At 37.1% G+C, this 25,150-nt stretch carries 26 protein-coding genes and 1 riboswitch; of the genes, 18 read left to right on the plus strand and 8 right to left on the minus strand.

Annotated elements, in window-relative coordinates; translation table 11 throughout:
* The 3 genes from LMF89_RS18870 to dnaA all read right to left on the minus strand — a co-directional run bounded on the left by LMF89_RS18870 (position 1) and on the right by dnaA (position 3,133).
* Positions 1-216: an RNA-binding S4 domain-containing protein gene (locus LMF89_RS18870; protein WP_229536436.1), complete on the minus strand. Its 216-nt coding sequence runs from the start codon at positions 214-216 to the stop codon at positions 1-3.
* The gene (gene dnaN / locus LMF89_RS18875; protein WP_229536437.1) at positions 217-1,326 is read right to left on the minus strand and encodes a DNA polymerase III subunit beta; all 1,110 of its coding nucleotides are present in this window, start codon (positions 1,324-1,326) and stop codon (positions 217-219) included.
* Between the two features lie 319 nt (positions 1,327-1,645).
* Complete coding sequence (gene dnaA, locus LMF89_RS18880) at positions 1,646-3,133, minus strand: chromosomal replication initiator protein DnaA (RefSeq protein WP_229536438.1); 1,488 nt, start codon at positions 3,131-3,133, stop codon at positions 1,646-1,648.
* Between the two features lie 618 nt (positions 3,134-3,751).
* Between dnaA and rpmH the strand changes: the two genes are divergently transcribed.
* The 9 genes from rpmH to noc all read left to right on the plus strand — a co-directional run bounded on the left by rpmH (position 3,752) and on the right by noc (position 11,085).
* Positions 3,752-3,886 (plus strand): 50S ribosomal protein L34, encoded by a 135-nt coding sequence (rpmH, locus tag LMF89_RS18885; RefSeq protein ID WP_007936133.1) that lies wholly within the window; start codon positions 3,752-3,754, stop codon positions 3,884-3,886.
* Between the two features lie 47 nt (positions 3,887-3,933).
* Positions 3,934-4,284 carry a ribonuclease P protein component gene (rnpA, locus tag LMF89_RS18890; RefSeq protein ID WP_229536439.1) on the plus strand — a complete coding sequence of 117 codons (351 nt, stop codon included), beginning with the start codon at positions 3,934-3,936 and terminating at the stop codon, positions 4,282-4,284.
* A gap of 10 nt (positions 4,285-4,294) precedes the next feature.
* Positions 4,295-4,501: a membrane protein insertion efficiency factor YidD gene (gene yidD, locus LMF89_RS18895; protein ID WP_007954682.1), complete on the plus strand. Its 207-nt coding sequence runs from the start codon at positions 4,295-4,297 to the stop codon at positions 4,499-4,501.
* A 66-nt stretch (positions 4,502-4,567) separates the two neighbouring features.
* On the plus strand, positions 4,568-5,206 hold the full coding sequence (locus tag LMF89_RS18900) for a YidC/Oxa1 family membrane protein insertase (protein WP_007954683.1): 639 nt from the start codon (positions 4,568-4,570) through the stop codon (positions 5,204-5,206).
* 17 nt (positions 5,207-5,223) lie between these two features.
* Entirely contained in the window at positions 5,224-5,850 is a 627-nt protein-coding gene (gene jag / locus LMF89_RS18905) for an RNA-binding cell elongation regulator Jag/EloR (RefSeq protein ID WP_229536440.1), read from the plus strand.
* 223 nt (positions 5,851-6,073) lie between these two features.
* Complete coding sequence (gene mnmE / locus LMF89_RS18910) at positions 6,074-7,459, plus strand: tRNA uridine-5-carboxymethylaminomethyl(34) synthesis GTPase MnmE (RefSeq protein ID WP_229536441.1); 1,386 nt, start codon at positions 6,074-6,076, stop codon at positions 7,457-7,459.
* Between the two features lie 14 nt (positions 7,460-7,473).
* The gene (gene mnmG, locus LMF89_RS18915; RefSeq protein ID WP_369412645.1) at positions 7,474-9,363 is read left to right on the plus strand and encodes a tRNA uridine-5-carboxymethylaminomethyl(34) synthesis enzyme MnmG; all 1,890 of its coding nucleotides are present in this window, start codon (positions 7,474-7,476) and stop codon (positions 9,361-9,363) included.
* Positions 9,350-10,066, plus strand: a complete 717-nt coding sequence (gene rsmG, locus LMF89_RS18920; RefSeq protein WP_007954687.1) for a 16S rRNA (guanine(527)-N(7))-methyltransferase RsmG — start codon at positions 9,350-9,352, stop codon at positions 10,064-10,066. Before mnmG ends, rsmG begins: the two co-directional genes overlap by 14 nt.
* Positions 10,067-10,149: 83 nt before the next feature.
* Positions 10,150-11,085, plus strand: a complete 936-nt coding sequence (gene noc, locus LMF89_RS18925; RefSeq protein ID WP_229536442.1) for a nucleoid occlusion protein — start codon at positions 10,150-10,152, stop codon at positions 11,083-11,085.
* A 62-nt stretch (positions 11,086-11,147) separates the two neighbouring features.
* Here noc and LMF89_RS18930 read toward each other — a convergent pair whose 3' ends face one another.
* The 4 genes from LMF89_RS18930 to metF all read right to left on the minus strand — a co-directional run bounded on the left by LMF89_RS18930 (position 11,148) and on the right by metF (position 16,677).
* Complete coding sequence (locus tag LMF89_RS18930) at positions 11,148-12,425, minus strand: ankyrin repeat domain-containing protein (protein WP_229536443.1); 1,278 nt, start codon at positions 12,423-12,425, stop codon at positions 11,148-11,150.
* A 177-nt stretch (positions 12,426-12,602) separates the two neighbouring features.
* Entirely contained in the window at positions 12,603-14,990 is a 2,388-nt protein-coding gene (locus LMF89_RS18935; RefSeq protein WP_229536444.1) for a homocysteine S-methyltransferase family protein, read from the minus strand.
* A 4-nt stretch (positions 14,991-14,994) separates the two neighbouring features.
* The gene (locus LMF89_RS18940; RefSeq protein WP_229536445.1) at positions 14,995-15,675 is read right to left on the minus strand and encodes a methionine synthase; all 681 of its coding nucleotides are present in this window, start codon (positions 15,673-15,675) and stop codon (positions 14,995-14,997) included.
* A gap of 135 nt (positions 15,676-15,810) precedes the next feature.
* On the minus strand, positions 15,811-16,677 hold the full coding sequence (gene metF / locus LMF89_RS18945) for a methylenetetrahydrofolate reductase [NAD(P)H] (protein WP_007954696.1): 867 nt from the start codon (positions 16,675-16,677) through the stop codon (positions 15,811-15,813).
* An 81-nt stretch (positions 16,678-16,758) separates the two neighbouring features.
* Positions 16,759-16,862, minus strand: a riboswitch (SAM riboswitch).
* Positions 16,863-17,129: 267 nt separating this feature from the next.
* On the opposite strand from metF, the gene LMF89_RS18950 reads away from it, so the two are divergent.
* The 9 genes from LMF89_RS18950 to LMF89_RS18990 all read left to right on the plus strand — a co-directional run bounded on the left by LMF89_RS18950 (position 17,130) and on the right by LMF89_RS18990 (position 24,435).
* The gene (locus tag LMF89_RS18950; protein ID WP_369412646.1) at positions 17,130-17,900 is read left to right on the plus strand and encodes a ParA family protein; all 771 of its coding nucleotides are present in this window, start codon (positions 17,130-17,132) and stop codon (positions 17,898-17,900) included.
* The gene (locus LMF89_RS18955) at positions 17,890-18,801 is read left to right on the plus strand and encodes a ParB/RepB/Spo0J family partition protein (protein WP_229536447.1); all 912 of its coding nucleotides are present in this window, start codon (positions 17,890-17,892) and stop codon (positions 18,799-18,801) included. Before LMF89_RS18950 ends, LMF89_RS18955 begins: the two co-directional genes overlap by 11 nt.
* 112 nt (positions 18,802-18,913) lie before the next feature.
* Entirely contained in the window at positions 18,914-20,143 is a 1,230-nt protein-coding gene (hydF, locus tag LMF89_RS18960; protein WP_229536448.1) for a [FeFe] hydrogenase H-cluster maturation GTPase HydF, read from the plus strand.
* Positions 20,144-20,577: 434 nt separating this feature from the next.
* Positions 20,578-21,249 carry a DUF554 domain-containing protein gene (locus LMF89_RS18965; protein WP_229536449.1) on the plus strand — a complete coding sequence of 224 codons (672 nt, stop codon included), beginning with the start codon at positions 20,578-20,580 and terminating at the stop codon, positions 21,247-21,249.
* A 41-nt stretch (positions 21,250-21,290) separates the two neighbouring features.
* On the plus strand, positions 21,291-21,803 hold the full coding sequence (locus LMF89_RS18970) for a DUF4446 family protein (protein WP_229536450.1): 513 nt from the start codon (positions 21,291-21,293) through the stop codon (positions 21,801-21,803).
* An 87-nt stretch (positions 21,804-21,890) separates the two neighbouring features.
* Entirely contained in the window at positions 21,891-22,814 is a 924-nt protein-coding gene (locus LMF89_RS18975; RefSeq protein WP_229536451.1) for a M23 family metallopeptidase, read from the plus strand.
* 61 nt (positions 22,815-22,875) lie between these two features.
* Positions 22,876-23,274 (plus strand): bactofilin family protein, encoded by a 399-nt coding sequence (locus tag LMF89_RS18980; RefSeq protein ID WP_229536452.1) that lies wholly within the window; start codon positions 22,876-22,878, stop codon positions 23,272-23,274.
* A 194-nt stretch (positions 23,275-23,468) separates the two neighbouring features.
* Positions 23,469-24,116, plus strand: a complete 648-nt coding sequence (locus LMF89_RS18985) for an L-fuculose-phosphate aldolase (RefSeq protein ID WP_229536453.1) — start codon at positions 23,469-23,471, stop codon at positions 24,114-24,116.
* An 88-nt stretch (positions 24,117-24,204) separates the two neighbouring features.
* Complete coding sequence (locus LMF89_RS18990) at positions 24,205-24,435, plus strand: YkuS family protein (RefSeq protein ID WP_007954714.1); 231 nt, start codon at positions 24,205-24,207, stop codon at positions 24,433-24,435.
* 137 nt (positions 24,436-24,572) lie between these two features.
* On the opposite strand, the gene yyaC is transcribed toward LMF89_RS18990, so the two are convergent.
* Positions 24,573-25,148, minus strand: a complete 576-nt coding sequence (gene yyaC, locus LMF89_RS18995) for a spore protease YyaC (RefSeq protein WP_007954715.1) — start codon at positions 25,146-25,148, stop codon at positions 24,573-24,575.
* Positions 25,149-25,150: the final 2 nt, after the last annotated feature.

Below are 25,150 nucleotides of genomic sequence, written 5' to 3' on the forward strand. Positions count from 1 at the left end.
TTATTCAGTCGTTACTTTCCATTTTCCAATATCTGTAATTTCAACTATATCACCAGGTTGTATTTTTTTGCGTCGTTCATGAATTTGGGTATCATTAATAAAGACAAGACCGTCTTCAATCAATAATTTGACTTGTCCACCAGATTCAATAATCCCTGCCCATTTTAAAAATTGATCAAGCTGAATAGTAGCTGTAGATATTCCTATTTCTTCCATTTAATTTGTCCTCACAGGCGTAATGATATAGTTGTAAGTTTCATCATCAATCGGTTTAATACTTGCAGGACTAAGAGGTGTATTCAAAGAGAATATGAGTTGTTCACTGCTAATATTTTTTAAAATATCCGTAACATACTTTGCATTAAAAGCAATTTCAACTTCATTACCTTGAACGATTGTTGTTACTGTTTCACATGCTTTACCGATATCAGGGTTGTTAGATGTAATAATAACACAATCATTTTTAAAAGCCAATTTAATAATATTATAATCGCCATCTCTTGCTAATAAGGAGACACGTTCCACTGCATCCATAAATGCATGAGTATCAATAGTGATGGTAGTAGCAAAACTAGGGGGAATTACTTTATTATAGTCGGGAAATTGTCCTTCAATTAGACGAGAAATGATATAGATATTATCAAACGCAAAGGATACTTGATTCTTTTGACAATAAATTGTTACATCCATAGGAACATCTGAAATCATAATGCGTGCTAATTCATTCAATATCTTAGCAGGAATAATCATTTTGATGCTATCTGTATTATGACCAAGATGGTCTTTTTTTATTGCTAAGCGATGAGTGTTGGTAGCTACCATATTTACCTCATGCTGGTTGATTTCAAGTAAACCGCCAGTAAAAATGGGACGGGATTCATCAGTAGAGCAAGCAAAAACAGTCTTCTTGATCAGTTCTCTTAATATATTATCTTTAACATTTATCACGGTATCACTCGTTGGCTTTTTTAATACAGGAAATTCTTCTGCTGGCAAGCTTAATAAATTAAATTGAGCTTGATTCGAAGTAATTTGAATGGTTCTGTCTTCTGCACTTGAAGAAATTTCAATCATTTCTCCTGGTAATTTACGAACTAACTCTTGAAAATACCGTCCAGAGATTACTACTGTACCTGGTTCTTCAATTGTAGCTTCAATAATGCAACTAATGCCAATTTCATAATTCGTTGCTTGTAATTCTAATCTATCTTCAAAGGCAGATAAATAGATACCTGTCAAAATAGGCATTGGAGTTTTAGTGGCAAGAGCCTTTTGTACTGTCTGTACAGCGTGGTTTAATTGCTCCTTTGTGCAGGAGATTTTCATTTTTAGTCCTCCATTCGGTATATTAATACTAAATAATATATATATTAATAAAATAGTCGTAATAGTAGTAGGGGGTGTAGATATGTTAATAACTCTAAAATTGCCTTATGCACAATAAAAAACGCTTGTTAATAACGTGTCAGTAAGTACTATAGGGGTTATCCACAAATCCACAGCTTTTTACTGTTCATAAATTATCAACAAATAATGTACAGGCTAGTCCTACTGTTACTAACAGAGTTATACACGTATCGCCAAAGAAAGAGTGAATTGTGTGAGTAAAATAGCACTTTTTGTGACAAATAAGCGAATAAAGATATTAAGTATTTTCAATTCGTTTAATTAATTCCTTAATTGTATTGCTTAATTTAATATCTGCGTTACGTTCACGGCTGATTTTGTCATAAGCATGAATGACCGTTGTGTGATCACGTCCGCCAAACATTTCTCCAAGCCTCGGAAGTGAAGTCTCTGTTAGTTCTCTGGATAAATACATGGCAATCTGTCTAGGGTATGCAACATTGCGAGTCCGTTTTTTAGCCAGTAATTCATCAATTTTTAGTTTGAAGTAAGAAGCGATGGTTTCTTGAATCAGCTCTACCGTAATTTGCTTAGGCTTACCATGAGGAAAAATGTCTTTTAATGCCTCTGTTGCCAGATCGATATCAATATTCTGGTTCGTTAGGGAAGCATAAGCCATCACTCTGATTAATGCACCTTCCAGTTCTCGAATATTATTATCAATACGGCTTGCGATATACACCATAACGTCGTTGGATACATTCAAATGTTCCATAATTGCTTTTTTACGTAGAATGGCAATTCGCGTTTCCAAATCCGGAGGCTGAATATCAGTGATAAGACCCATTTCAAAGCGAGATCGCAGTCGATCTTCTAAAGTTTGAATCTCGCGAGGCGGTCGATCGCTTGACATGATAATCTGCTTATTTGCTTCATGTAACGTATTAAAAGTATGGAAAAATTCTTCCTGGGTATGTTCTTTTTTGGCTAAAAATTGAATATCGTCAACTAAGAGAACATCAATGTTACGGTATTTTTGACGAAAGCTTTCTGGATTACCATCCCGAATGGAATTGATTAACTCATTGGTGAATTTTTCACTAGAGATATAGAGTAATTTTAAATGTGGGTGATTTTTTAAAATACGGTGACCAATGGCGTGCATAAGATGAGTTTTTCCTAGTCCAACACCGCCATAAACAAAAAAAGGATTGTACGCATTGGCTGGTGCCTCGGCAACGGCTAAGGATGCAGCATGCGCTAAACGGTTAGAATTACCAATAACAAAAGTTTCAAAAATATATTTAGGATTTAATATTGCCATTGATTCTTCTGCTGGATTTTGATTTAAGGAAAAATTTTGGTCGGATTCAGAAGATGGTTTATAGATATGAGGTTGTTTGGCTGTGGACATACTCGTTTGCACAAAATCAGGTTTTTTGTCGATTTCTGGTTCTAATAGTAGCTGGGATGGGGCGATTGCCGGAGTTATTTCTTGAGATGCAGGAGGCGCAGTTGTTTCATCATCTATATCTAAATTAATAAAAATTATCGTTAAGGGTTTATTCGTAATAAATTGGACTGTAGATGAAATGATAGGAAGATAGCGGGATTCAAGCCATTCTTTAATGATTTGTTTGGGAGTTCCAATTTCTAATGTGGTATCGGTTAGTTTTAGGGGGATGGTGGGCTTTAGCCAAGTATCAATCATTAGCTTTGATAATTCTTGTTCTAATTTTTTTAATACCTGTTCCCATACGATTGTTGCTTGTAGGGTATCGTCCATACATTCAATCCTTTCTGTGCTATACAAATAATATAAAAATAAGATGCGGTTAGTCATATAAAAAGATAAAACAATAATAATGAAAATGTTTTATCAAACATAAAATAAAGACTAAAAGTTAAAGGATTATTTGAATTATAATCACTCTATCAACAAATTTAATTAACAGTCTAATAAGTTATCCACATACTTATTAACAGATGTGAATAACTTATTTTGAAAAAGAAGGGTTTTAACGAAAAAAAAATACAACAGCAAAATAAAAAGTATTTCGCAGTCTTGTATTCATCAAGTATAATAGAGTTATTAAGTGGTGTGGATAAAAGTGTGCATAAAGCTATGTTTTTGTGAATAACTTTTACTTTATGTAGATAAAAATGAGATTAGAAAGAATATGTGGATATCTTGTCATGTTTTATATTATCAAAAACTATATAAGTTATCAACAGATTTTTATCAAATAGGACCTTTTGTCTACAAAATTATCCACAATACTCAGAAACTATCAACAAGTATATTTCTTGACACTGAGGCCTTGGCTAGTCTATAATCTTTAGTGTTAAAATATAGGCATTTTAACGTGATATTTTTGGTATTTTAGCAAGGAGGTGTAAATAAATGAAACGTACTTATCAACCAAATAACTTATGGAAAAAAAGAACCCATGGTTTCCGTGAACGTATGAAAACCAGAGGTGGTCAATTAGTCCTTAAAAGAAGACGTGCTAGAAGCAGAAAGAAGTTATCTGCGTAGTAGGGCGCCAGAACAGGCCTATTTTCCATATGGCGGGATGATAAACTGTGATATATAAGTTATCTAAGCAAGGGATTCTACACAAAAATAAAAATTTCCAAGCTGTATATAAAGCCGGCAAATCATATGCTAATCGAATGATAGTACTTTATGTGCTATCTACTAATAGTGTTGTTCGTCGAGTAGGATTTGCTGCAGGTAAAAGGTTGGGTGGTGCGGTAGTACGCAATCGTGTAAAACGTCTTTTGCGGGACTCTTATCGTTTAAACCAGCATAAGTTAATTAATGGAATTGATTTGCTATTAGTTGGCAGACAAGCTGCAGTAAGCTCAAATTCTATAGCTGTTGGTAAAGCGTTTATTCATTTGTGTGAAAAGGCAAAAATTTTGGCTAAGTAGGTAGTTGATAATGAAAAAAATAGCTATAATGATGATTAAAGGTTATCGTTTATTTATTTCACCGCTCAAACCGCCTACTTGCCGTTTTGTGCCGACTTGTTCAGAGTATGCATTACAGGCAATTGAGAAATATGGGATTTTCCGTGGGGGTATTATGGCTGTACGGCGCATTTTGCGCTGTCATCCCTTTCATCCTGGCGGGTATGATCCTGTTTGATATATAAGAATCGATTCAAGATTGACAATTAATTTTGTTACAAATTAATATTGAGGACGTGAGATATTGGCTCTGTTTGATTCGGCTATTGCATTATTGCAGCATATATTAACTTTTTTCTATGATATGACAGCTAGCATTGGTATACCTAATTATGGTATAGCTATTATTTTGGTAACTTTGATCATAAAGTTGCTATTATATCCTTTAACTGTAAAACAAGTTAAAGGTATGAAGGCTATGCAAGATCTACAACCTAAAATGAAAGAATTACAAGAAAAATACAAAGGAAATCCTGAAAAATTAAATAAGGAAATGGCACTTTTATATAAGGAGTCAGGGGTCAATCCGTTATCAGGCTGTTTACCTCTATTGGTTCAGATGCCTATACTTATGGGAATTTTCTTTGCCATTCGTGATTATCAATATGCACAAATACCTAGTTTTTTATGGATTGCTAATTTGTCTCATCCTGATCCTTTGTATATTTTACCTGTACTATCAGCAGCTACTACCTATGTTCAACAAAAACAGACAAGCAGTGATATGAATCAACAGGCAAAAATGATGATGACTTTTATGCCATTATTTATAGGCTATATTAGTATTACTTTTCCTGCTGGACTTGTATTATACTGGGTAATGAGTAATGCATTCCAAATTGCTCAACAGTGGTGGATGTACCGTGGTGAAGCTCAAAAATAAGGAGGCTAATTAACACGATGACTTCTGTGGATATGACAGGTAAAACCGTTGAAGAAGCGGTACGACTGGCTTTAAATGAACTTCAAGTTGGAGAAGACCGCATCGAGTATGAAGTGTTAGAAGCGCCCAGTAAAGGTTTATTTGGCTTTATTGGCAGTAAGCCTGCTAAAGTGAGAGTGACTATTAAGCCAATTGATCCGGTACAAGTGGCTCATGAATTTTTGAAAACTGTTTTTGACTTAATGAAATTAGAGGTACAGATTGAAAGAGTAGGTAAAGAAGATTCTATTAATTTTAATATTCGGGGTAATGATTTAGGCATACTGATTGGTAAACATGGTCAGACTTTAGATGCGTTGCAATATTTGACTAATTTGACAGCAAATCGTGATATTGATGGTAAGGTGCGTATTGTTCTTGATGTGGAAGATTATCGTCAGCGTCGTACAGACACGTTAAATCGTTTGGCTGCTCGTTTGGCTGATTCTGTAAAACGTCGTGGAGAAAAAGTGGTGTTGGAACCGATGAGTCCTAACGAACGCAAAATTATTCATATGGCTCTTCAAGATGATCAGCGAATTATTACTTACAGTGAAGGGGAAGAACCCTATCGCAAAATTGTGATTGCTTTAAAAAATAGATAGTTTACATATTCAAAAACCCAGTAATAATTAATTATTACTGGGTTTTACTACTAAAGAATAGCCATGTATATTAATTGTTCACCATAGATAAATATTCCCAGGGGAATGGGTAAAAATAGTAAGTGTATAGTATCCTTTTGAAAATCTCATCCTTTGCCTGTTTACGGCTATATTATGGTTGTTTTTCCGAGAGTATATGGATACAAAATAAGGAGGAATAAAAGTGTTTGTAGAGGATACGATTAGTACAATCGCTACTGCTCCAGGTGAAGGAGCAATTGGCATTATACGTATGAGTGGCTCCTTGACAATAAAGATAGCGGAAACATTTTTTCGTGGAATAAATGGGAAGAGTGCAAGGCAGATAGCATCCCAGCAAGTGGCATATGGGCATATTATAGATCCGGATAATGGTCAAGTTATTGATGAGGTTTTATTACTTGTTATGCATGGCCCTAAATCGTATACGCGAGAAGATGTTGTGGAAATTCATTGCCATGGCGGTCCGGTGCCAATGAAGAAAATTCTAGCACTCACACTGCAGTATGGTGCACGATTATCCGAACCTGGTGAATTTACAAAGCGGGCATTTCTAAATGGTAGACTGGATTTATCTCAAGCAGAAGCCGTTATGGATATCATTAGAGCGAAAACAGATGCTTCTCTTCGTATGGCTGTGGGACATTTATCGGGAGCCTTATCAGACCAGATACGCAAAATGAGATATGAAATTTTAAGAATGATTGCTAATTTAGAAGCGACCATTGATTTTCCAGAAGAAGATATTGAGGTCTTAGCCGCTCAGGATGTTAGAGCAGCAGTAGTGCTCTTATTGGCAGACGTAAATCATTTATTGCTGACAAAAGAGACAGGACGGATATTGCGTGAAGGATTAGAAACTGTAATTCTTGGTAAACCCAATGTGGGTAAGTCCAGTTTGTTAAATGCTTTATTGAAAGAAAAAAGAGCGATTGTAACAGATATTCCAGGAACAACTCGTGATGTGATTGAAGAATTCGTGAACCTATCGGGTGTTCCTTTAAAAATTGTAGATACTGCTGGTATTAGAGAAACCTCTGATATTATTGAACAAATGGGTGTGGAAAAGGCGAAAGAATTTGTTGTGACAGCGGATTTAATTTTGTTATTATTAGATGCTTCCCTGCCATTATCAGCAGAAGATAGAGAAGTACTAACTATGCTTTCCGGTAAACAGGCAATTGTTTTAGTTAATAAAACAGATTTGCCGGTGCTTTTAAATTTGGATGAAGTATACACCTATATAGCAGATACAAAAGTATTAAAGATATCGGTAATGGAAGGCACTGGTTTACCAGAACTAGAGCAGATGATTGTGGATATGGTGTACGGTGGTGAAATAGCTCAAAAAGAGGGAGCATTTCTCACGAATTTGCGTCAAGCTAATTTGTTAGAGCAAGCAAAATATCATTTAGAAGCGACGGTTGCGACAATTGATGAAGGAATGCCATCGGATTGTATTGTGATTGATTTAAAAGAGAGTTGGGACAAGCTAGGGGAGATTACAGGAGATACAGTGGGGGAAGATATTATTGATCAGATTTTCACTCAATTTTGTATTGGTAAATAGGGGAGTGGCAAATTGTGTTTATTGCAGGCGAGTATGATGTAATTGTGATTGGGTCTGGTCATTCTGGATGCGAAGCAGCATTAGCGGCTGCCCGTATGGGCTGTCAAACGCTGTTAACGACGATTAATTTAGATAATATAGCTTTTATGCCATGTAATCCTTCCGTTGGTGGTCCGGCTAAAGGGCATTTGGTAAGAGAATTAGATGCATTAGGTGGGCAAATGGGGATTAATGCAGATAAAACCAGCCTTCAAATGAGAATGTTAAATACAGGAAAAGGACCAGCTGTACATGCATTAAGAGCTCAGGCTGATAAAGATTTATATCATATCACAATGAAAGAGACAGTTGAAAATCAGCCTAATTTAGATGTGAAACAGGTGTTGGTCGAAAGGATACTGTCGAAGGACCAGAAGGTATATGGAATTGAAGTGGAAACTGGAGAAATTTATTATACGAAAAGTATAATAGTAGCGACAGGGACCTATTTAGGTGGAAAAATTATCATAGGGGAACTCGCATATAAAGGCGGTCCCAATGGTCAGCGAGCAGCTGAAAATTTAACATCTTCCTTAAAAGAATTAAATATTCGTATCATGCGATTTAAGACAGGTACCCCGGCAAGGGTAGATAAACGTTCCTTAGATTTTTCCAAAATGATCGAGCAGCCAGGTGATGAAGAGATTCATAATTTTTCTTTTTTAAGTGAAATTACAACTAGAACGCAACTGCCCTGCTGGCTGACATATACCAATGAAAAGACTCATGAAATTATACGAAATAATCTACATCGTGCTCCTATGTATACGGGAATTGTAGAGGGGGTTGGACCGCGATATTGTCCATCTATCGAATCAAAAATTGTAAGATTTGCCGATAAAAATGCACATCAATTATTTATAGAGCCAGAAGGGCATCATACCAATGAAATGTATGTGCAAGGCATGTCTACAAGCCTGCCAATTGATGTACAATATGAATTCTTGCGAACCATTGCTGGCATGGAGAATGTAAAAATTATGCGTCCGGGTTATGCGATTGATTACGATTGTATTGATTCTACCCAGCTTAAGCCAACTCTAGAATTTAAAACGGTTCAAGGATTGTTCTCAGCAGGTCAAATAAATGGTACATCAGGTTATGAAGAAGCAGCAGCTCAAGGCTTAGTAGCTGGCATTAATGCCGCCCTATTGGTTAAAGGTCAAGAACCGCTGATTTTGTCTCGTTCTGATGGATATATCGGAGTGCTGATTGATGATTTGGTTACAAAAGGAACCAATGAGCCCTATCGCATTATGACCTCTCGAGCTGAATTCCGCCTTATTTTGCGTCAGGACAACGCGGACTTGCGTTTAACGGAAATTGGACGCAAAATTGGTTTAGTCAGTGATGAACGATATGCTAAATTTGTTTGTAAACGTGATTCCATTGAAGAAAGTTTAAAACTGCTGCGTAGTGTAATGATTACCCCCACGCCTGAAATACAGGCAAAGATGCAGGCAATGGGAACAGTAGAATTACGTACAGGTATTATGTTGTATGATTTACTGCGGAGAACGGAAATTAACTATAACATGATTTCTGAGCATTTTGATGTACCTCTCTTGGATTCGGCGGTACAGCAGCAAGTAGAAATTTCTGCTAAATATGAAGGTTATATTAGCAAACAACTTGAACAAGTAGAGCGGGCGGCCAGATTAGATGAAAAATTATTGCCTGAGGATATTGATTATATGCAGCTAAGCGGCTTAGCTGTGGAAGCTAGAGAAAAATTGAATGAAATTCGCCCGTTATCCATAGGACAAGCAGGACGTATTTCCGGTGTTTCTCCTGCCGATATTTCGATATTAATGATTTATATGGAACAAAAGCGTAGGAGGGATGAAGCAATTGATCTTTCGTGAGGTGTTAATAAAGGCTGCGACGGAATATTCTTTATCCTTAACAGAAGAACAGTTAACGCGATTTTCCCAGTATTTTGAAATATTGATAGAATGGAATCAAAAAATCAATTTGACAGCGATTACAGATCCGAATGAAGTGGCTGTCAAACACATGATTGATTCCTTATCTTGTTATGATAAGATTATTTTTAAAAATGGGGCAAAAATAATTGATGTAGGTACTGGAGCTGGTTTTCCCGGATTGCCTCTTAAGATTTATCGTCCTGATTTAAAATTGACGTTATTTGATTCTTTAAATAAAAGAATTTTATTTTTAAAAGAAGTAGCCGAAAAATTAGAAATACCGGATATTGAATTTATACACAGTCGAGCTGAAGATGGTGGGAAAAATAAACAATTTCGTGAGGCATATGACATTGCCGTGTCTCGGGCAGTAGCAAGATTGAGTATCCTCTCTGAATTATGCCTGCCATTTGTGGCCGTAGGAGGGTTTTTTATTGCCCTTAAGGGATCGCAGTACAGTCAAGAAATAAAAGAGTCTACAAGCGCTCTCAGAGTGCTTGGCGGCGAAATCGAGAAAATTGAGAATATTAAGCTGCCAGGTCTTGATGATGTAAGGGCAGTTGTATATATTCGAAAAATAAAAAAAACGTTACCAGTGTATCCTAGGCGTCCAGGCATTGCAGAAAAAAATCCATTATAATACAGTCATGTTAAAAGGAACTTGTGTGGAAATGCCGAATATTACCTTATTGACAAGGCTATTTTAGGTAAGGCGGTGTACAGATGAAAAATTTAGCCAGATTATTAGGCCTGACTTCAGAAAGTCCGGAAATTGCTAAAGAGGCTAAAGAGCAAACCAATATTGCAAGGGATATAGATAATAGGCAGGATGATAGCAGCTTAAGCACGATGGAAAATGGGATGAATGAAGGCAATGTACAGCATGTACAAATTACTGAAATTGTTCCCAATCCATTTCAGCCAAGGAAAATATTTAGTCAAGAATCTTTACAAGAATTGGCATCATCCATTGAGGAATATGGCATTATACAACCCTTAATTGTGCGTCTTATCCCTGATGGTTTTGAATTAGTGGCGGGAGAACGTCGTCTGCGCGCTTCAAAGTTGGCAGGCTTAAGCCAGGTACCTGTAATTATAAAAGAGTTTACTGATAAAGAAATGGCTGAATTAGCTATGATTGAGAATTTACAGAGAGAAGATTTACATTTCTTAGAAGAGGCAGAGGGCTTTCAGCAATTAATTACAAGTTTTTCTTTCACCCAAGAGGAACTTGCTAAACGTATGGGGAAGAATCAATCTACCATTGCGAATAAATTGCGATTATTAAAACTGATACCTGAGGTTCGTGGGGTAATTGCAAGGGAAAAGTTAACTGAACGACATGCCCGCTCGTTACTAAAGTTAGATGATTCTAGATTGCAATTAGAAGTATTGGAAATGATCGGTGAAAAGAAGTTAAATGTGCGAGAGACAGAAGAGCTTATTGAAGAGTTTTTAGAAGATATCGCCAAACAAGTAGAGGCTAAAAATACTCCTAAACGCAATGTTGTAAAAGTGATTCGCGATGTACGAATTTTTATTAATACCATTAACAATGTAGTAGGCGAAATGAAAAAAACAGGTCTTAAAATTAAAGTAAAACAAGAGCAAGATGAGGAATTTATTCATATTAATTTACGCATTCCGAAGAAAAAATAAAGTCAGTATGATATGTATAATTATAATATATTAAAAAAGCTAACAATTCATTGTTAGCTTTTTTAATATATTATAACTCGTTTTATTTTTGTATCAGAAGGTATGGAATTAGGGCTGCCACTGTCCGCCCAGTTAATTAGTATCATAGGATCGTTGATATCAAGTTCAAATAGCATTTTCGTACTTTTAACTAGAAGGTACAAGGAATGGTCAATGACTCGAATCTCGTTTACCGAGTATTGATTTCGTATATCGCCAACCGTAGAGTGAAGGGTAACATTTTTATCAGTTGTGAACCTGGAATCATAGACGCTTATAATCGATACTAATTGCGATTTTCCACTTGAAAGCTCTAATACTAAAGAGGGATCACTGCTACTTTCTAAATAGATATTTGCAATGGTTTTTTTGCTGCCATCAATATACGTTTCATTAAGAGAAAGAGTTGGATATAATTTCTTTACATCTTTCAAAGGCATGCCAATTGGTATCAGGCCTGCTTTGCTGACTGTCATTTGAACCTCAGCGGGGATCGTGGAAGAGAAGGTTTGAGGTGTTTTTTTAGTTGGAGATGTTGGAGCATCTGGTATATCTTCTTTTCGTACTATAGTAGGAAGTGTAGGATCGGCACCAGCACTTTTGAGGATTTCGGCAATTTTTGCTTCTTGTTTGGAGTAGGCTTCCATAAGTGCAGTTCGTCCGCTTTTGTCTTGCGTATTAGGATTTGCTCCTGCCTCTAGTAACAGAGTCGTAATTTCTTCCGTTCCCATTGCAGCAGCATACATTAAAGGGGTCTTGCCAGATCTGTCTTGTATGTTAACAATAGCCTGCTTTTCTAGCAGCAGCTTAACCATCTCGGGCTTTTTATAAAAAGAGGCCGCTGTTAAAGCTGTCCATCCATCTGTGTTTCGCGTTGTATTAATGTCCATATCTGCATCAAGAAAAGCGAGCACAATTGCTTCATCACCACGCCCTGCATAAGTAATAAGATTTTTTCCTTCGAAAGTAATTCCCTGCTGGATTATTTTATCAAGAGAAAGAGGTGCTTCTAATGTTTCTAGTCCTTTTTGATAGCCAACATATCCTCCCGCCAGGATGCAGGCACATAATAGCAAAAGAACAGTAACTAGTTTTCTTTTAATTTGAGAATCTTGTAATAGCTGTGTTAAAAAAGATAATTTTTTTGTGGGAGGTATTTCTTGAGACGAATTTTCTTCAGTTGCTGATAGCTGATCAATTCCGTTGTTAACAGAAGCTGATTCTGGAGCGAATAATTCTTTATTAGCAACAGCTAGTAGTTCATCAATCGCTGCTTCACTCATTATTCCCTCTTTGTCCATTGCTTTTTACCACCCATCATTTAATAATGTATATAAAAATTGACATAATTATATAAAATTCCATATAATTTGTCATAAATCCTGCATTTTTGATAAAAAAATTAACTTGTATGAAATTAGCAAAAAGATGCTGTTTCATACAAGCTAATTTACCGATCATGGGATAAATAGTATACGTTAATGTTCTTTATCAGCCATAAAATTTTTGGCAATTGTTACAGCATCCACACCATTAGCTGCATAAGAATCGGCATTTGCTTGATTTGCATATTCCTGGGTTAGCACAGCTCCGCCGACGATAGTTTGAGCAGAACATCCTGCAGCTTTTAACGCTGCAATGGTGTGGTCAATTTGCGGCATCGTTGTCGTCATAAGGGCGCATAGGCCCACAATATCAGCTTTATGCTCTAGGGCTTTTTCCACAATCTTTTCGGGTGAAATATCTTTTCCTAAGTCAATTACGGTAAAACCGTTATTTTCTAGTAAGGCAGCCACAATATTTTTCCCTAAATCGTGAATATCACCTTTGACAGTAGCTAGGATGATAGTACCTAGGCTTGTTGTTGCATGAGCCGGCAGTTCTTTTTTTATTGTAAGGAAGGCGGCGCGCATGCTTTCGGCAGCTAATAATACTTGGGGGAGAAAACATTGTCCATTGCCAAAAGCGATACCAACTTTATTCATAGCCGTTGTTAATGCTTGCTCACTAATCTCAATGGAACCATGTCCTTCTCTTAATGCCTGCTCTACTAAAGGGACAACCGCTTCTTTTTCTCCAGATACAATGGCAAGATGGATTTGTTCGATAATGTTTTTAGGTGTAAGAGGGACAGCTCTTTCTTCGGATTGACTAGTGGGAGCATAATTTACACTGTAGGATCTGCCGCTGGGATCATTCCCTAAAAGCAAAGCTGAAGCTGCTAAGGTTTGCTGCATGAGAGGATCATACGGATTTAGAATGGGCGCATCAAGTCCGGCATCTAATGCCATCGCACAAAAGGTTGCATTAATAATATCTCGCCTGGGCAGTCCAAAAGAAATATTACTAAGACCCATTGTAGTTGGGTAACCAAGGTGCTGGCGATACAATTTTAATGTGGCAAGCGCTTCAAGACCAGCCCTAGCATCTGCCGCTGCTGTTAGGATGAGAGCATCTAATACAAAATCCCCGGGTTTGAGACCAATTTCAAATGCTTTATGAATAATTTCTTGTATTACTACTAACCGATCTTGAGCGGTTTTAGGCACTCCAGCTGGACTAATAGGTAAACAAAGGATAGCAGCTCCATATTTTTTTGCCAGAGGCAAAAAAGACTCTAAGCGTTCTGGTTCGGCACTTACTGAGTTAATCAGCGCCCTGCCAGGATAAGCCTTTAAGCCTGCTTCTAATGCGTTTACATCTGTTGTATCAATAACCAAAGGAACATCTACCAGCATTGATAATTCTTGAATCGCATACTGCATGGCCTTAGCCTGGTCAATTCCTGGAACACCCATATTTACGTCTAGAAGCTGTGCCCCTGCACGGATTTGAGACAAGGCTTCTTTTTTTACGGAAATAAATTGTCCTGAGGCAATATCGGCTGCTAACTGTTTGCGGCCTGTAGGATTAATCCGTTCGCCAATAATGACAGTGGGATGATCAGCACCGAGGTAAATGGTTTTACTACGGCTGGTTAAGGAGGTAAACTTCTTTGTTAATTGAACCGTGGGTAAATCCGATAGGGAGAGATGCTTTACGGCTTGGTATATAGATTTAATATGATGGGGGGTAGTGCCGCAGCAACCGCCAACATAACGAGCACCTGCAGCAACTAATTTTTTAGCCCAATGTCCCATTTCCTCTGGCTGCATGGGAAAAACAGTTTGTTTATTGATTAGGCTAGGCATTCCTGCATTAGCTTGAACACTAATTGGACAATTTGTAGTCTGTGCTATTTTTTCTACAATTGGCAGTAATTGCGCAGGACCTAAGGAACAATTCACACCAATGATATCAGCACCCATTGCTTCTAAAATGATAGTTGCCGTTACTGGATCAGTGCCAGTTACAGTTCTTTCATCAGCACCAAAAGACATTTGACAAATAACGGGCTTTTTGGAAGCAGCTTTTGCTGCAAGTAAAGCTGCACGCATTTCTTGAATATCAATAATCGTTTCAATTAGAATCATGTCTACGCCTGCTTGATCTAAGGCAGAAATTTGTTCAAAAAAAACGTTGTAAGCGTCATCAAAGGATAAGTCTCCTAAGGGAACTATTAATTTACCTGTAGGACCCACAGAACCTGCTATCTTGGTGGCAGGACCACAGGCAGCCCGGGCTGCCTGAACAGCGGAAGTATTAAGCAGGGCGACTTTTTCCTCTAAGCCATAATGGGTTAATTTAATCCGATTTGCTCCAAAGGTATTTGTTTCAATAATATCGGATCCGCTTTCAATATAGCTTTTATGTATAGCCGTAATCACGGCTGGCTGCTCTTGATTCCATAATTCAGGACAATATCCCGGCGGTAATCCTGCATTTTGCAACATCGTTCCCATGGCGCCGTCAAAAATATAAATCATAATTTCAATCCTTTCTAGATAGACAATTTATTTGTTGGCATTGATCACATTTAGAACCTTCGATCATTTCCTTAAGGGGGAGGTTCGGTACAGTTGCTGTTAAGCCGATCACAGCTGTAATGGATTTACGGGGGAGAAGCATACATGTAGAAGTGACTGTTATATTAATTTCATCACCATGTGCTAAAGATAAGATTTGAGGTTGAACCCTAATATCCCACTGGCCATAGCCTGGGCTAAAGCGGAATAGAGTGGTATACCCTTGCTTATTTGCTTCCTGCTTAATAAGCTCACAAGCTTGATCGGCAGCCAACTCTACGGCCGTTGTGCCTGCTGCATCTAATAACAAGCCTAAGGTGTATTCATTTTTGCTGAAGTAATCACTTACGAGCTCTTCTAAATCAGGTCCTATGGTAACTGCAATAACGGCAACTTTTAAAGAGTTCGCCAGGTGTTTACTAATAACGGTTGGAGGTAGTGATAAAGGCTCAGGGCTCATAATCGTAGCAGAACTTGCATCATAGTCATACATCTGCCAGCTTGCTTTTGGTTTGGAGATGATTTGTGCTTCTGTACAAGCATGGTCAAGTAAGTGCTGGGGGAATTCAGTACATTTGGTAAGGCCTGAATAACGTTTTAATTCGCTCATTTCTAGCGTTTGAATTGTTGGGTTGTAAATTGGCACAGTATCCCTCCTTTGGTTGTATCAAGAACATTTTAATGTATAAGAATTCAGCTGATGATAATCCTCTAGATATGTATAATATATTAAAATGTTTATTTATAAATTACTAGTCTGTCAGGGATGTAGAGGCATTATTTAACGCAAATTTGTTTGTTGAATAATGCTTTTTGATTGTTCTAGTTTATTCATAGTATATAGATGTATACCATCTACCTGATTTGCTATCAGATCTGTAATTTGGCTGCAAGCATATTCAATTCCTGCTTTTTCAAAATCTAAGGGTGAATTTTCATATTTTTGAATGATGTTTTGTAGGGGTTTAGGAATAGAGGCACCGCATAATCCTTTAATCCTGCCTACTTGTTTGCTATTTAGTAATGGCATGATTCCGGCACTAACAGGGATTGTGATATTAACTTGTTTAATGCGGTCAAGAAAATCATAAAGAATGGTATTATCAAAAAACATTTGTGTAATTAGGAAATCTGTGCCGCTGTTTACCTTTTCTTTTAGGTGAAGAAGATCTGTATTCAAATCAGGGCACTCTGGATGTCCCTCTGGATAAGCGGCAGCAGCAATACAAAAATCATGATTGGATTTAATATGGGCAATTAAATCTTTTGCATATTGATAGGTATTTTCTTTTCCTTTATTATTGTTTTTGTTTATAGGATAATCGCCTCGCATAGCTAATATATTTTCAATATTATGAGCTTGTAGTTGATTTAACATTAGATCAATATCATCTTTGTGCGAGTTGATGCAAGTTAAATGAGCTAAGGCCTCGACACCATAAGTATTTTTTATTTTGTCCGCGGTTTCAATGGTGCGATCTGAAGCACTGCCTCCAGCTCCATAGGTAATACTAGTAAAATCAGGATTGAGGGTTTGTAAGCCCTCTGTTGTTTTAAAAATAGATTCTAAGGTGACAGTTTGTTTTGGCGGAAAAATTTCAAAAGAGACAAGGGCTTTTCCTTTATTAAATCGATCAGAAAGTTTCATACAATAACCTCACATTATTATAATTTAATAAAACAGCCTCTTTCCTTTGAGGAAAGAGGCTGTTTTATCATCCGTTCTTTCCTCTTATCTTTCAGAACGTGAATTCTGCTGGATTTAGCACCATTTGCATTGCTGCTGGTTGCTGGGTGTCATAGGGCCAGTCCCTCGACCACTCTAGATAAGAGTATTTATTAAATTGGAATTCATGATAATATAAAACTGCCTGATTGTCAATGTTTTTTTAATAATTATAAAATTGGTTAAATAATGGTATATTTACGGAGGCTATCTACTATTTTTGGCAGGAGATAGTCTCTATAGTGTGGAATGAATTAGCTTATAGAAATTAGAATCGAGAGGAAAGTTTGTAAGTAGAAGACTAAGGCTTGACCTGGATTCTAAAGACCTGGCATATGCCTTAGTCTTTCTTAAAATATGAATGAGAATATGGGGTGAACTACTTGGTGAAGGTAATTGCAATTGCCAACCAAAAAGGGGGCGTTGGAAAGACAACAACTTCTGTTAATTTAAGTGCTTGTTTGGCTGATTTAGGGAAAAAGATATTATTAGTGGATCTTGATCCACAAGGTAATTCTACTAGTGGTTTTGGTTTTGATAAAACCAAGATTAAACAATCTGTTTATGATGTGCTAGTTAATGATGTACCGATTGAAGGCGTTATTTTACAAACCAAAATTGAAAATCTAATGCTGTTACCCGCTACGATTCAGCTGGCAGGAGCGGAAATCGAGTTGGTATCCATTATGTCTCGAGAAACGAAGCTAAAAAGAGTTCTAGATAAAGTGAAGTACAGTTATGATTATGTTATTATTGACTGCCCCCCTTCCTTAGGGTTATTGACTATTAATTCATTAACCGCCGCTAATTCTGTATTAGTACCAATTCAATGTGAGTTTTATGCATTGGAAGGGTTATCCCAGCTGATGAATACAATTACTCTTGTTCAGAAGAATCTAAATCCGGCGTTGTCTTTGGAAGGGGTAGTTCTGACAATGTTTGACGCCAGGACAAACTTGTCCATTCAAGTAGTAGATGAAGTGAAAAATCATTTTCGTCATAAGGTATACCAAACAATTATTCCCCGGAACGTTCGTCTTAGTGAAGCACCTAGCCATGGACAGCCTATCACTCGATATGATCCTAAATCTAAAGGGGCAGAAGTTTATACAGATCTAGCTAAAGAGGTGATTGATGATGAATAATAATTCTCAGAGAGGACTAGGGCGAGGATTGGATGCATTGTTTTCTAGTTCAAAAGGGGTAGATGCAGAGCCTCTTATAAAGAGTGTTTCTATCTCAGAAATTATTCCTAATAAATTTCAACCACGTCGGATCTTTGATGAAACTGCATTGCTCGAATTAGTATCTTCCATTAGTCAATATGGCGTATTGCAACCCCTTGTAGTGCGAAAAAGTAATAATATTTATGAATTAGTAGCTGGTGAGCGACGGTTACGTGCTTCTCAGCAAGCAGGTCTAAAAGAGATCCCTGTTATTATTAAAGATTATACAGATAGAGAAATGACGGAAATCTCTTTAATTGAAAATATACAAAGAGAAGATTTAAATGCCATTGAAGAAGCTCTTGCCTATCGTCGTTTAATGGATGAATTTAGTTTAACTCAAGAAGAAGTTGCAAAGAAAATTGGTCGCAGTCGCTCTGTGATCGCGAATATGGTACGTTTACTGAATTTACATCCAAAGGTACAAGATTATGTTTCACGTGGAACATTATCCATGGGGCAGTCTAGACCCCTATTAGCCTTAGAAACCCTTGAACTTCAATTAGAAGCAGCAGAAATCATTATTGAAAATGATTTATCAGCAAGGGATGCAGAAGAATTAGTCAAACGATTATCGGAAAAAAAGAAACCAGCAAAACAACAACCGAAGAATGTAGAAGAGAAAAATTTTTTTGTGACAGAAGCTGAAGATCGACTCAAGATGATATTAGGTACACAAGTAAAAATTAAGGAAGGAAAATTCAAGAGCAAAATAGAAATTGAATTTTCTTCATCTGAAGATTTAGAACGTATTCTTGAAGTTTTAAGTGGTGATGAAGCACCGGCTCCTAGTAAGTCTCGCGGAACCTTCGCAGTATAAGAATAAAAAGTGTCAAATTATGTTTCACGTGAAACATAATTTGACACTTTTTGTAAAACATAAAGATATGCGATATAAATTAGTAATATATTGCGAATAAAGGAGAATTAACATGCAGGAAACACCAAAAGCATCACGTTTGCACATTGCAATTTTAGGACGACGTAATGCAGGGAAATCTAGTTTAATCAATGCACTGACAAACCAAAAAGTTGCGTTAGTATCAGACGTTCCAGGGACAACAACGGATCCCGTATATAAAGCGATGGAGATTTTACCAATTGGTCCGGTTATGATTATTGATACTGCAGGTATTGATGATAGCGGGTGCCTTGGTACATTACGAGTAGAACGCACCATGAGCGTATTAAATAAGGCGGATTTAGTGATAATTGTATTGGAAGCTGAAAGCGGCATAACGCAATATGAAAAAGCTTTAATAGAAGGTATTAAGGTAAAGAAAATACCTATTATTGGGGTCATAAACAAAACTGATAAAATTACGATAGCAGCAGAATTGGTAATGAAGTGGAGTAAGGAGTTTAACATTCCCTTGCTGCCTACTAGTGTAAAGAATAGTCAGGGTATTGAAGAATTGAAAAAATTAATTATTACCTATGCTCCGCCAGATTGGCAGGGACCACCTGTGATTGGGGATCTCATCCAAGCCAAGGATACAATAATTTTAGTTACTCCCATTGATTCAGCAGCGCCGAAAGGGCGACTCATTTTACCCCAAGTTCAAACCATTCGTGATATTCTTGACCATGATGGTGTGACTATCGTGGTTAAAGAAACAGAACTAAAACAGGCAATTCAAAATTTACGTAAACTTCCTCGATTAATAGTTACAGATTCACAAGCTTTTGAGAGGGTATCGGCAGAGACACCATCAGGTGTTATGTTAACATCTTTTTCTATATTATTTGCGAGACATAAAGGCGATTTGGAAACGTTAGTATCTGGTGTAAAAAACATTGAGAAGTTAAAACCAGGGGATACAGTTTTGATTGCAGAAGCTTGTACCCATCATCAACAGGCTGATGACATTGGAACCGTTAAAATTCCTCGATGGCTGCAAAAAAAAGTAGGCGGAGAGTTAAACTTTGAATGGGCTGCAGGCAGTCATTTCCCAGAAGACTTAAGTAAATATAGCTTAATTATACATTGTGGCGCTTGCATGTTAAACCGCAAGGAAATGCTTCATCGTCTTTCTGAGGTCACAAATAAAGCAGTACCTGTAGTGAATTATGGGATTTTGATCGCATATATAAATGGAATTTTAGAACAAGCGTTAGAACCATTCCCTCAGATACAAAGAATATTGAGTGAATTAAATTAGATAATATGATAAAATGAAATGCAATTCGTATTAGGCAACAGCAAAATGAACAATAAAATGGCGCAAAGGGAACGCTTAGGGATTTTTTACCTTGCGTATCTTTTGCGTCCTTCGCTCTTTTTAATAGCCTGGAAAGTATAAGCAGAAAAAGTAGTTAACCACGAAGGTCGCGAAGAAATGTAAAGATCGCTTTTTTGGAGTAAAACATTGAACCACAAAGGCACAATGCTGCGATGCAGCACACAAAGGGGAACGTTAAACACAGGACACAGAGAGCACAGAGGTTTTTAACCCTATCTATCTTTTCTCAGTGTTCTCTGTGCCTCTGGAATTCGGTTTACTTTATATGTTTTAAAGGGCGCGTAGTGTTTTTCTTATAGTCCATGCAAGTCAAGATTTCAGTAAAGATGTGGGAAGGGAGGGGGAAGAAGAAAATGAAGGGTACCTTAGTTAATGCAGCAGCTGTACTTGGTGGGACACTTATTGGTTTAGCATTAAAACAACGACTTTCACAGCGCTATCAACATACACTGATGCAGGGGTTAGCTTTAGCCGTTGGTCTAATTGGTTTACAAATGGCTCTAAAAACACAAAATATATTGATCGTCATATTAAGTGTAGTACTCGGCGGTTTGCTTGGTGAGTTTTTGAACATTGATAAATGGTTGTCGAATTTTGGTGAATGGTTAACATTAAAAGCAGGTAATAAACATGGCAGTGTTGGTGAAGGTTTTATTACAGGGAGTTTAGTATTTTGTGTAGGAGCAATGGCAATTGTTGGGTCAATACAAGAAGGGCTAACGGGAGATGCTAGTACGTTATATGCAAAGTCGATGCTGGATGCTGTCGCTTCGGCCGTCTTTGCATCAGGGCTGGGCATAGGTGTGGCCTTATCGAGTATTTCTATTTTACTGTACCAAGGTTCGATTACCTTACTGGCAAGTAGCGTTAGCGGTATGATAGCCGATAAGATGATTATTGAAATGTCAGCAGTGGGTGGTTTGCTTATCATGGGCATTAGTTTACTAATGCTGGAAATAAAAGCAATCAAAGTAGCTAACTTACTGCCTGCAATTCCGATTGCTGCAATTCTTGCGTCTTTATAACCGGTGTAAAAAATTAAGTGTAAGTTGAAAGGTATGATGAAATGGATTATGCAACACAAGTATCAAATCTGGTTATGAATAATTTACAGTATGTATTATTAGGTATGACAGGAATGATTTTATTAGCATTGTTTGTCTTTATAAGTATTAATATAAGACTTGGTAAAATGAATAAAAAATATCGTAGAATGATGCAGGGGGTAGATGGGGAAAACTTAGAGAAACTACTAATTTCACATATTGAAGAAGTAAAGTATGTTGTGAAGAAAGTGGATACCCTATCTGAAGATTGCAAGCGATTAGAAAAAATATCAAAAGATTGTGTACAAAAGGTCGCTCTTGTTCGGTTTAATGCTTTTGAAGACGTAGGCAGTGATCTAAGTTTTGCTATTGCACTTTTAGATTCTTATAATAATGGTATTGTAATTTCCAGCATTTATGGACGTAATGAATTTCGTACATATTCCAAGCCAATTATTTCAGGAGTTTCATCCTATTTGTTGACAGAAGAGGAAAAACAGGCATTAGCACAAGCTATCAAAATAAAAAAATGAAAATAAGCAGGACTTCTTAGAATAAAGGCGAATATAAAATATGTTTAAATCATATAGAAATATTTTCCAGAAAAGGAGCCAAGATTTTTGATTAAAAAAGAAAGTAAGCCAGATCGAAGAGAGTATACTTTAATGATTGTACCCCATCAGGGACAAGCAGTACGTATGATCAGAATACCTATTGTAGCAGTAAAATATGCTGTTTCTTTTTTATGTTTGCTTATTGTCTTTGCGATAGGAAGTTTCATTAATTATCGTTATACAATTAATACAGCTAATGTCGAGAAAGCGGAGCTAGAGACATTGCGTCAAGATAATGGAGTACAAAGTAAAGAAATTGAAGAACTGGCCAAAACAACTGCCAGTTTAAAATCAGATATGGAAAGATTAAACTCTCTGGATGCAGAAATAAGACGTATTGTTAACAATGAAGATACAACAGCTACATCCCGTGCTGGTTTAGTGCGTCCTTCAGCTACTTATACTGGACAAGGAGGACCGGTACAGCCTGATATTGATACCATAAAGAATACTGTGCAAGATTTACAGGCTGCCATTTCAGTACGAGAGCAAAGCCTAAATGAATTAAAGCAGGCTTTGCTGGACAAGCAATCCAGAATAGCGATTACTCCTTCTATCTGGCCGACAGGCGGTGAAGTTACATCTCGTTTTGGTTGGCGTAATTCTCCTTTCGGGGGTGGAAGCGATTTTCATCCTGGGATTGATATTGCCAATAGTGTAGGCACACCTATTGTTGCAACTGCTGACGGTGAAGTGGTGCAGAGTGAATGGTATGGTGGGTACGGAAACATGGTACAGATTAGTCATGGAAATGGAATTTCAACTGTCTATGGACATAACTCCAGATTGTTAGTACGTGTTGGTCAAGCAGTAAAGAAAGGTGAAGTGATTGCTTATCTTGGTAATACAGGAGCGAGTACAGGACCGCATTGTCATTATGAAGTCAGGGTCAATGGTACTGCTGTTAATCCTACTACTTTCTTAAATTAATATAAATGATCGTATTTTAAGATTTAAAGGCGAAGTAGATACTATTACAGGAGCGTGCAATATGTTTGGTAGTAATAAAAAAGCAACTAGCTATGCAGGTGAGATTGAAACCATTATTGGTAAGGATACGTTGATGAAGGGAACGATCACTGGTAAAGGTGCATTACGCATTGATGGGCAATTCGAGGGCGATATTAATACCACAGGCAGCATCGTTATAGGGGAAAATGCGAAAGTAACGGCTCAGTGCAAAGGCATGAATGCTACCATTGCTGGTATTGTATATGGCAATATTGATATTAGCGAAAAACTAGAGTTACTACCAAGTTCGCAAATTTATGGAGATATTAAAGCGGGGATATTGAGTGTTGGCGAAGGCGCAATTTTTAAAGGTGGGTGTGAAATGCGTGCTGGTGGCGAAGATCCAGCCAATAAGAAAAATATAGTGAAAAAGCAGTAGAAAATGGAGTGCCATACAAAATAATTTGTGGCGCTCCATTTTTATAAGGATTTGACTGGGTAAACGTGTAGTCTCTAGAGAGTCCATTTCAACCTTTTACTTAGCGTACGCTTATAGTTATGATCATCTTTTGCCTGATTATGCTATATGGGTGTTTTTCGAGAGTATATTAAAGTATTATGGGAGGAAAAATTATGATTTTAGAAAAAGAACGAGAGCTTATTGTGGAATATGGACAAAAGCTTATTACTCATGGTTTAACAAAAGGAACTGGAGGTAATATTAGTATTTTTAATAAAGCAGAAGGACTTATGGCGATTAGTCCCAGTGGCTTGGATTATTTTAAAACTACACCGAAAGATGTTGTGGTTTTAGATCTCGACGGCAACAAGATAGATGGGGACCGCAATCCTTCCAGTGAATATTCTATGCATCGCATTTTCTATCAGAAAAGGGATGAAGTCGGTGCGGTTTTGCATGCTCATTCGATTTACTGTAGTATTTTGGCGGCCCTTCATTGGAAGATTGAGCCGGTTCATTATTTAATTGGATATGCTGGAAAAGATGTACGGTGTGCACCTTATAAATTATTTGGCAGCGAGGAATTGTCACAGGTAGCTTTTGAATACATGCAGGACCGATATGCTGTATTACTTGCTAATCATGGACTACTGGCAATTGGCGAAACGATTCAATATGCATTTGACACAGCAGAAGAAATTGAATTTGTTGCGCAAATTTATTATAAAGCAAAGTGTGTAGGAGACCCTATCTTATTATCTTCTGATGAAATGGATGAATTTTTAAGGAAATTTAAGCCTTATGGTAAGAAACAAGTATAAACATAAAAGAAAAATAAATGGAAAAAAGGCTAAAAAAATTGAATAATCCTTATATCTTTTGCTAACCCTATAGCCGGAGGTGGATGCGATGCAAGGTATTATTGCAGTAGAGAAAACGTTATCTATTTTAGCGGATATGTTAGAAACAAAAGGATATGAGGTAGTAGATTTAAGTGAAAGTAATATTAGCGGAGTAGATGCTATTATCGTAGGTGGAACGGATGTAAATGCAATGCAAGACTCACTTACGGATGTACCTGTTATTAATGCTGCTGATAAAACATTTAATGAAATTATTGAAGAACTAGGGCGCGTGTAATTGAAAAAATTGTAGTCTGGATGTCAGTCTTGATTCAATTCTCGTTATGATCATTTAAATTGCAGATCGTCTAAGAGAAAAGAACGCTAGAGGTATAGCCTCTAGCGTTCTTACGATTTCAATATCAAAAATGTTGTTTATTTTCCATAGGTTCGCAAACCGTAAGAGATGGCATGAGCGATGGTATCAGACATTTTCATAACTAAGTTTAATCTTGTACTTTGCAATACAAGATGCTCCATAAAACCGCTTACATTTACAATGCCCGTAATATATGCATCGCCTACGGAAGGAAGATCTTTATGCACGGCGGCACCTGGTTTTAGAGAACCTTTACCAAGAGAGACGCAGCCTACGTTTTCTAATCGGCCAAGACAAGCATCCACAGCAATAATATAAGGATTGGTGATATTTTCCTGGATAGTACATATGCTATCTTTTAAGTTAGAAGCATGAATTGGTTCATCAAGAGTGCCATAAATGTGTGGATAAGGATTAAAAGAACGCAGCTTGGTGCCTGTAAGGGGACCAAGAGAATCACCTGTAGAACGATCTGTCCCAATACACAAGATGACGAGAGAAACATCTGTTGTAGTTGCTTCTTGCATGATACTGCGTAAATGGCTGGCAATATCATACATTGCAGTAGGTTGATTAATGTTCAATTTTAACTCGGAGTTTAGTTTAGGGAAACTAAAAAGGTTTTTTAACATTT

The organism is Pelosinus baikalensis (assembly GCF_020819555.1).
GTDB lineage: Bacteria > Bacillota > Negativicutes > DSM-13327 > DSM-13327 > Pelosinus > Pelosinus baikalensis.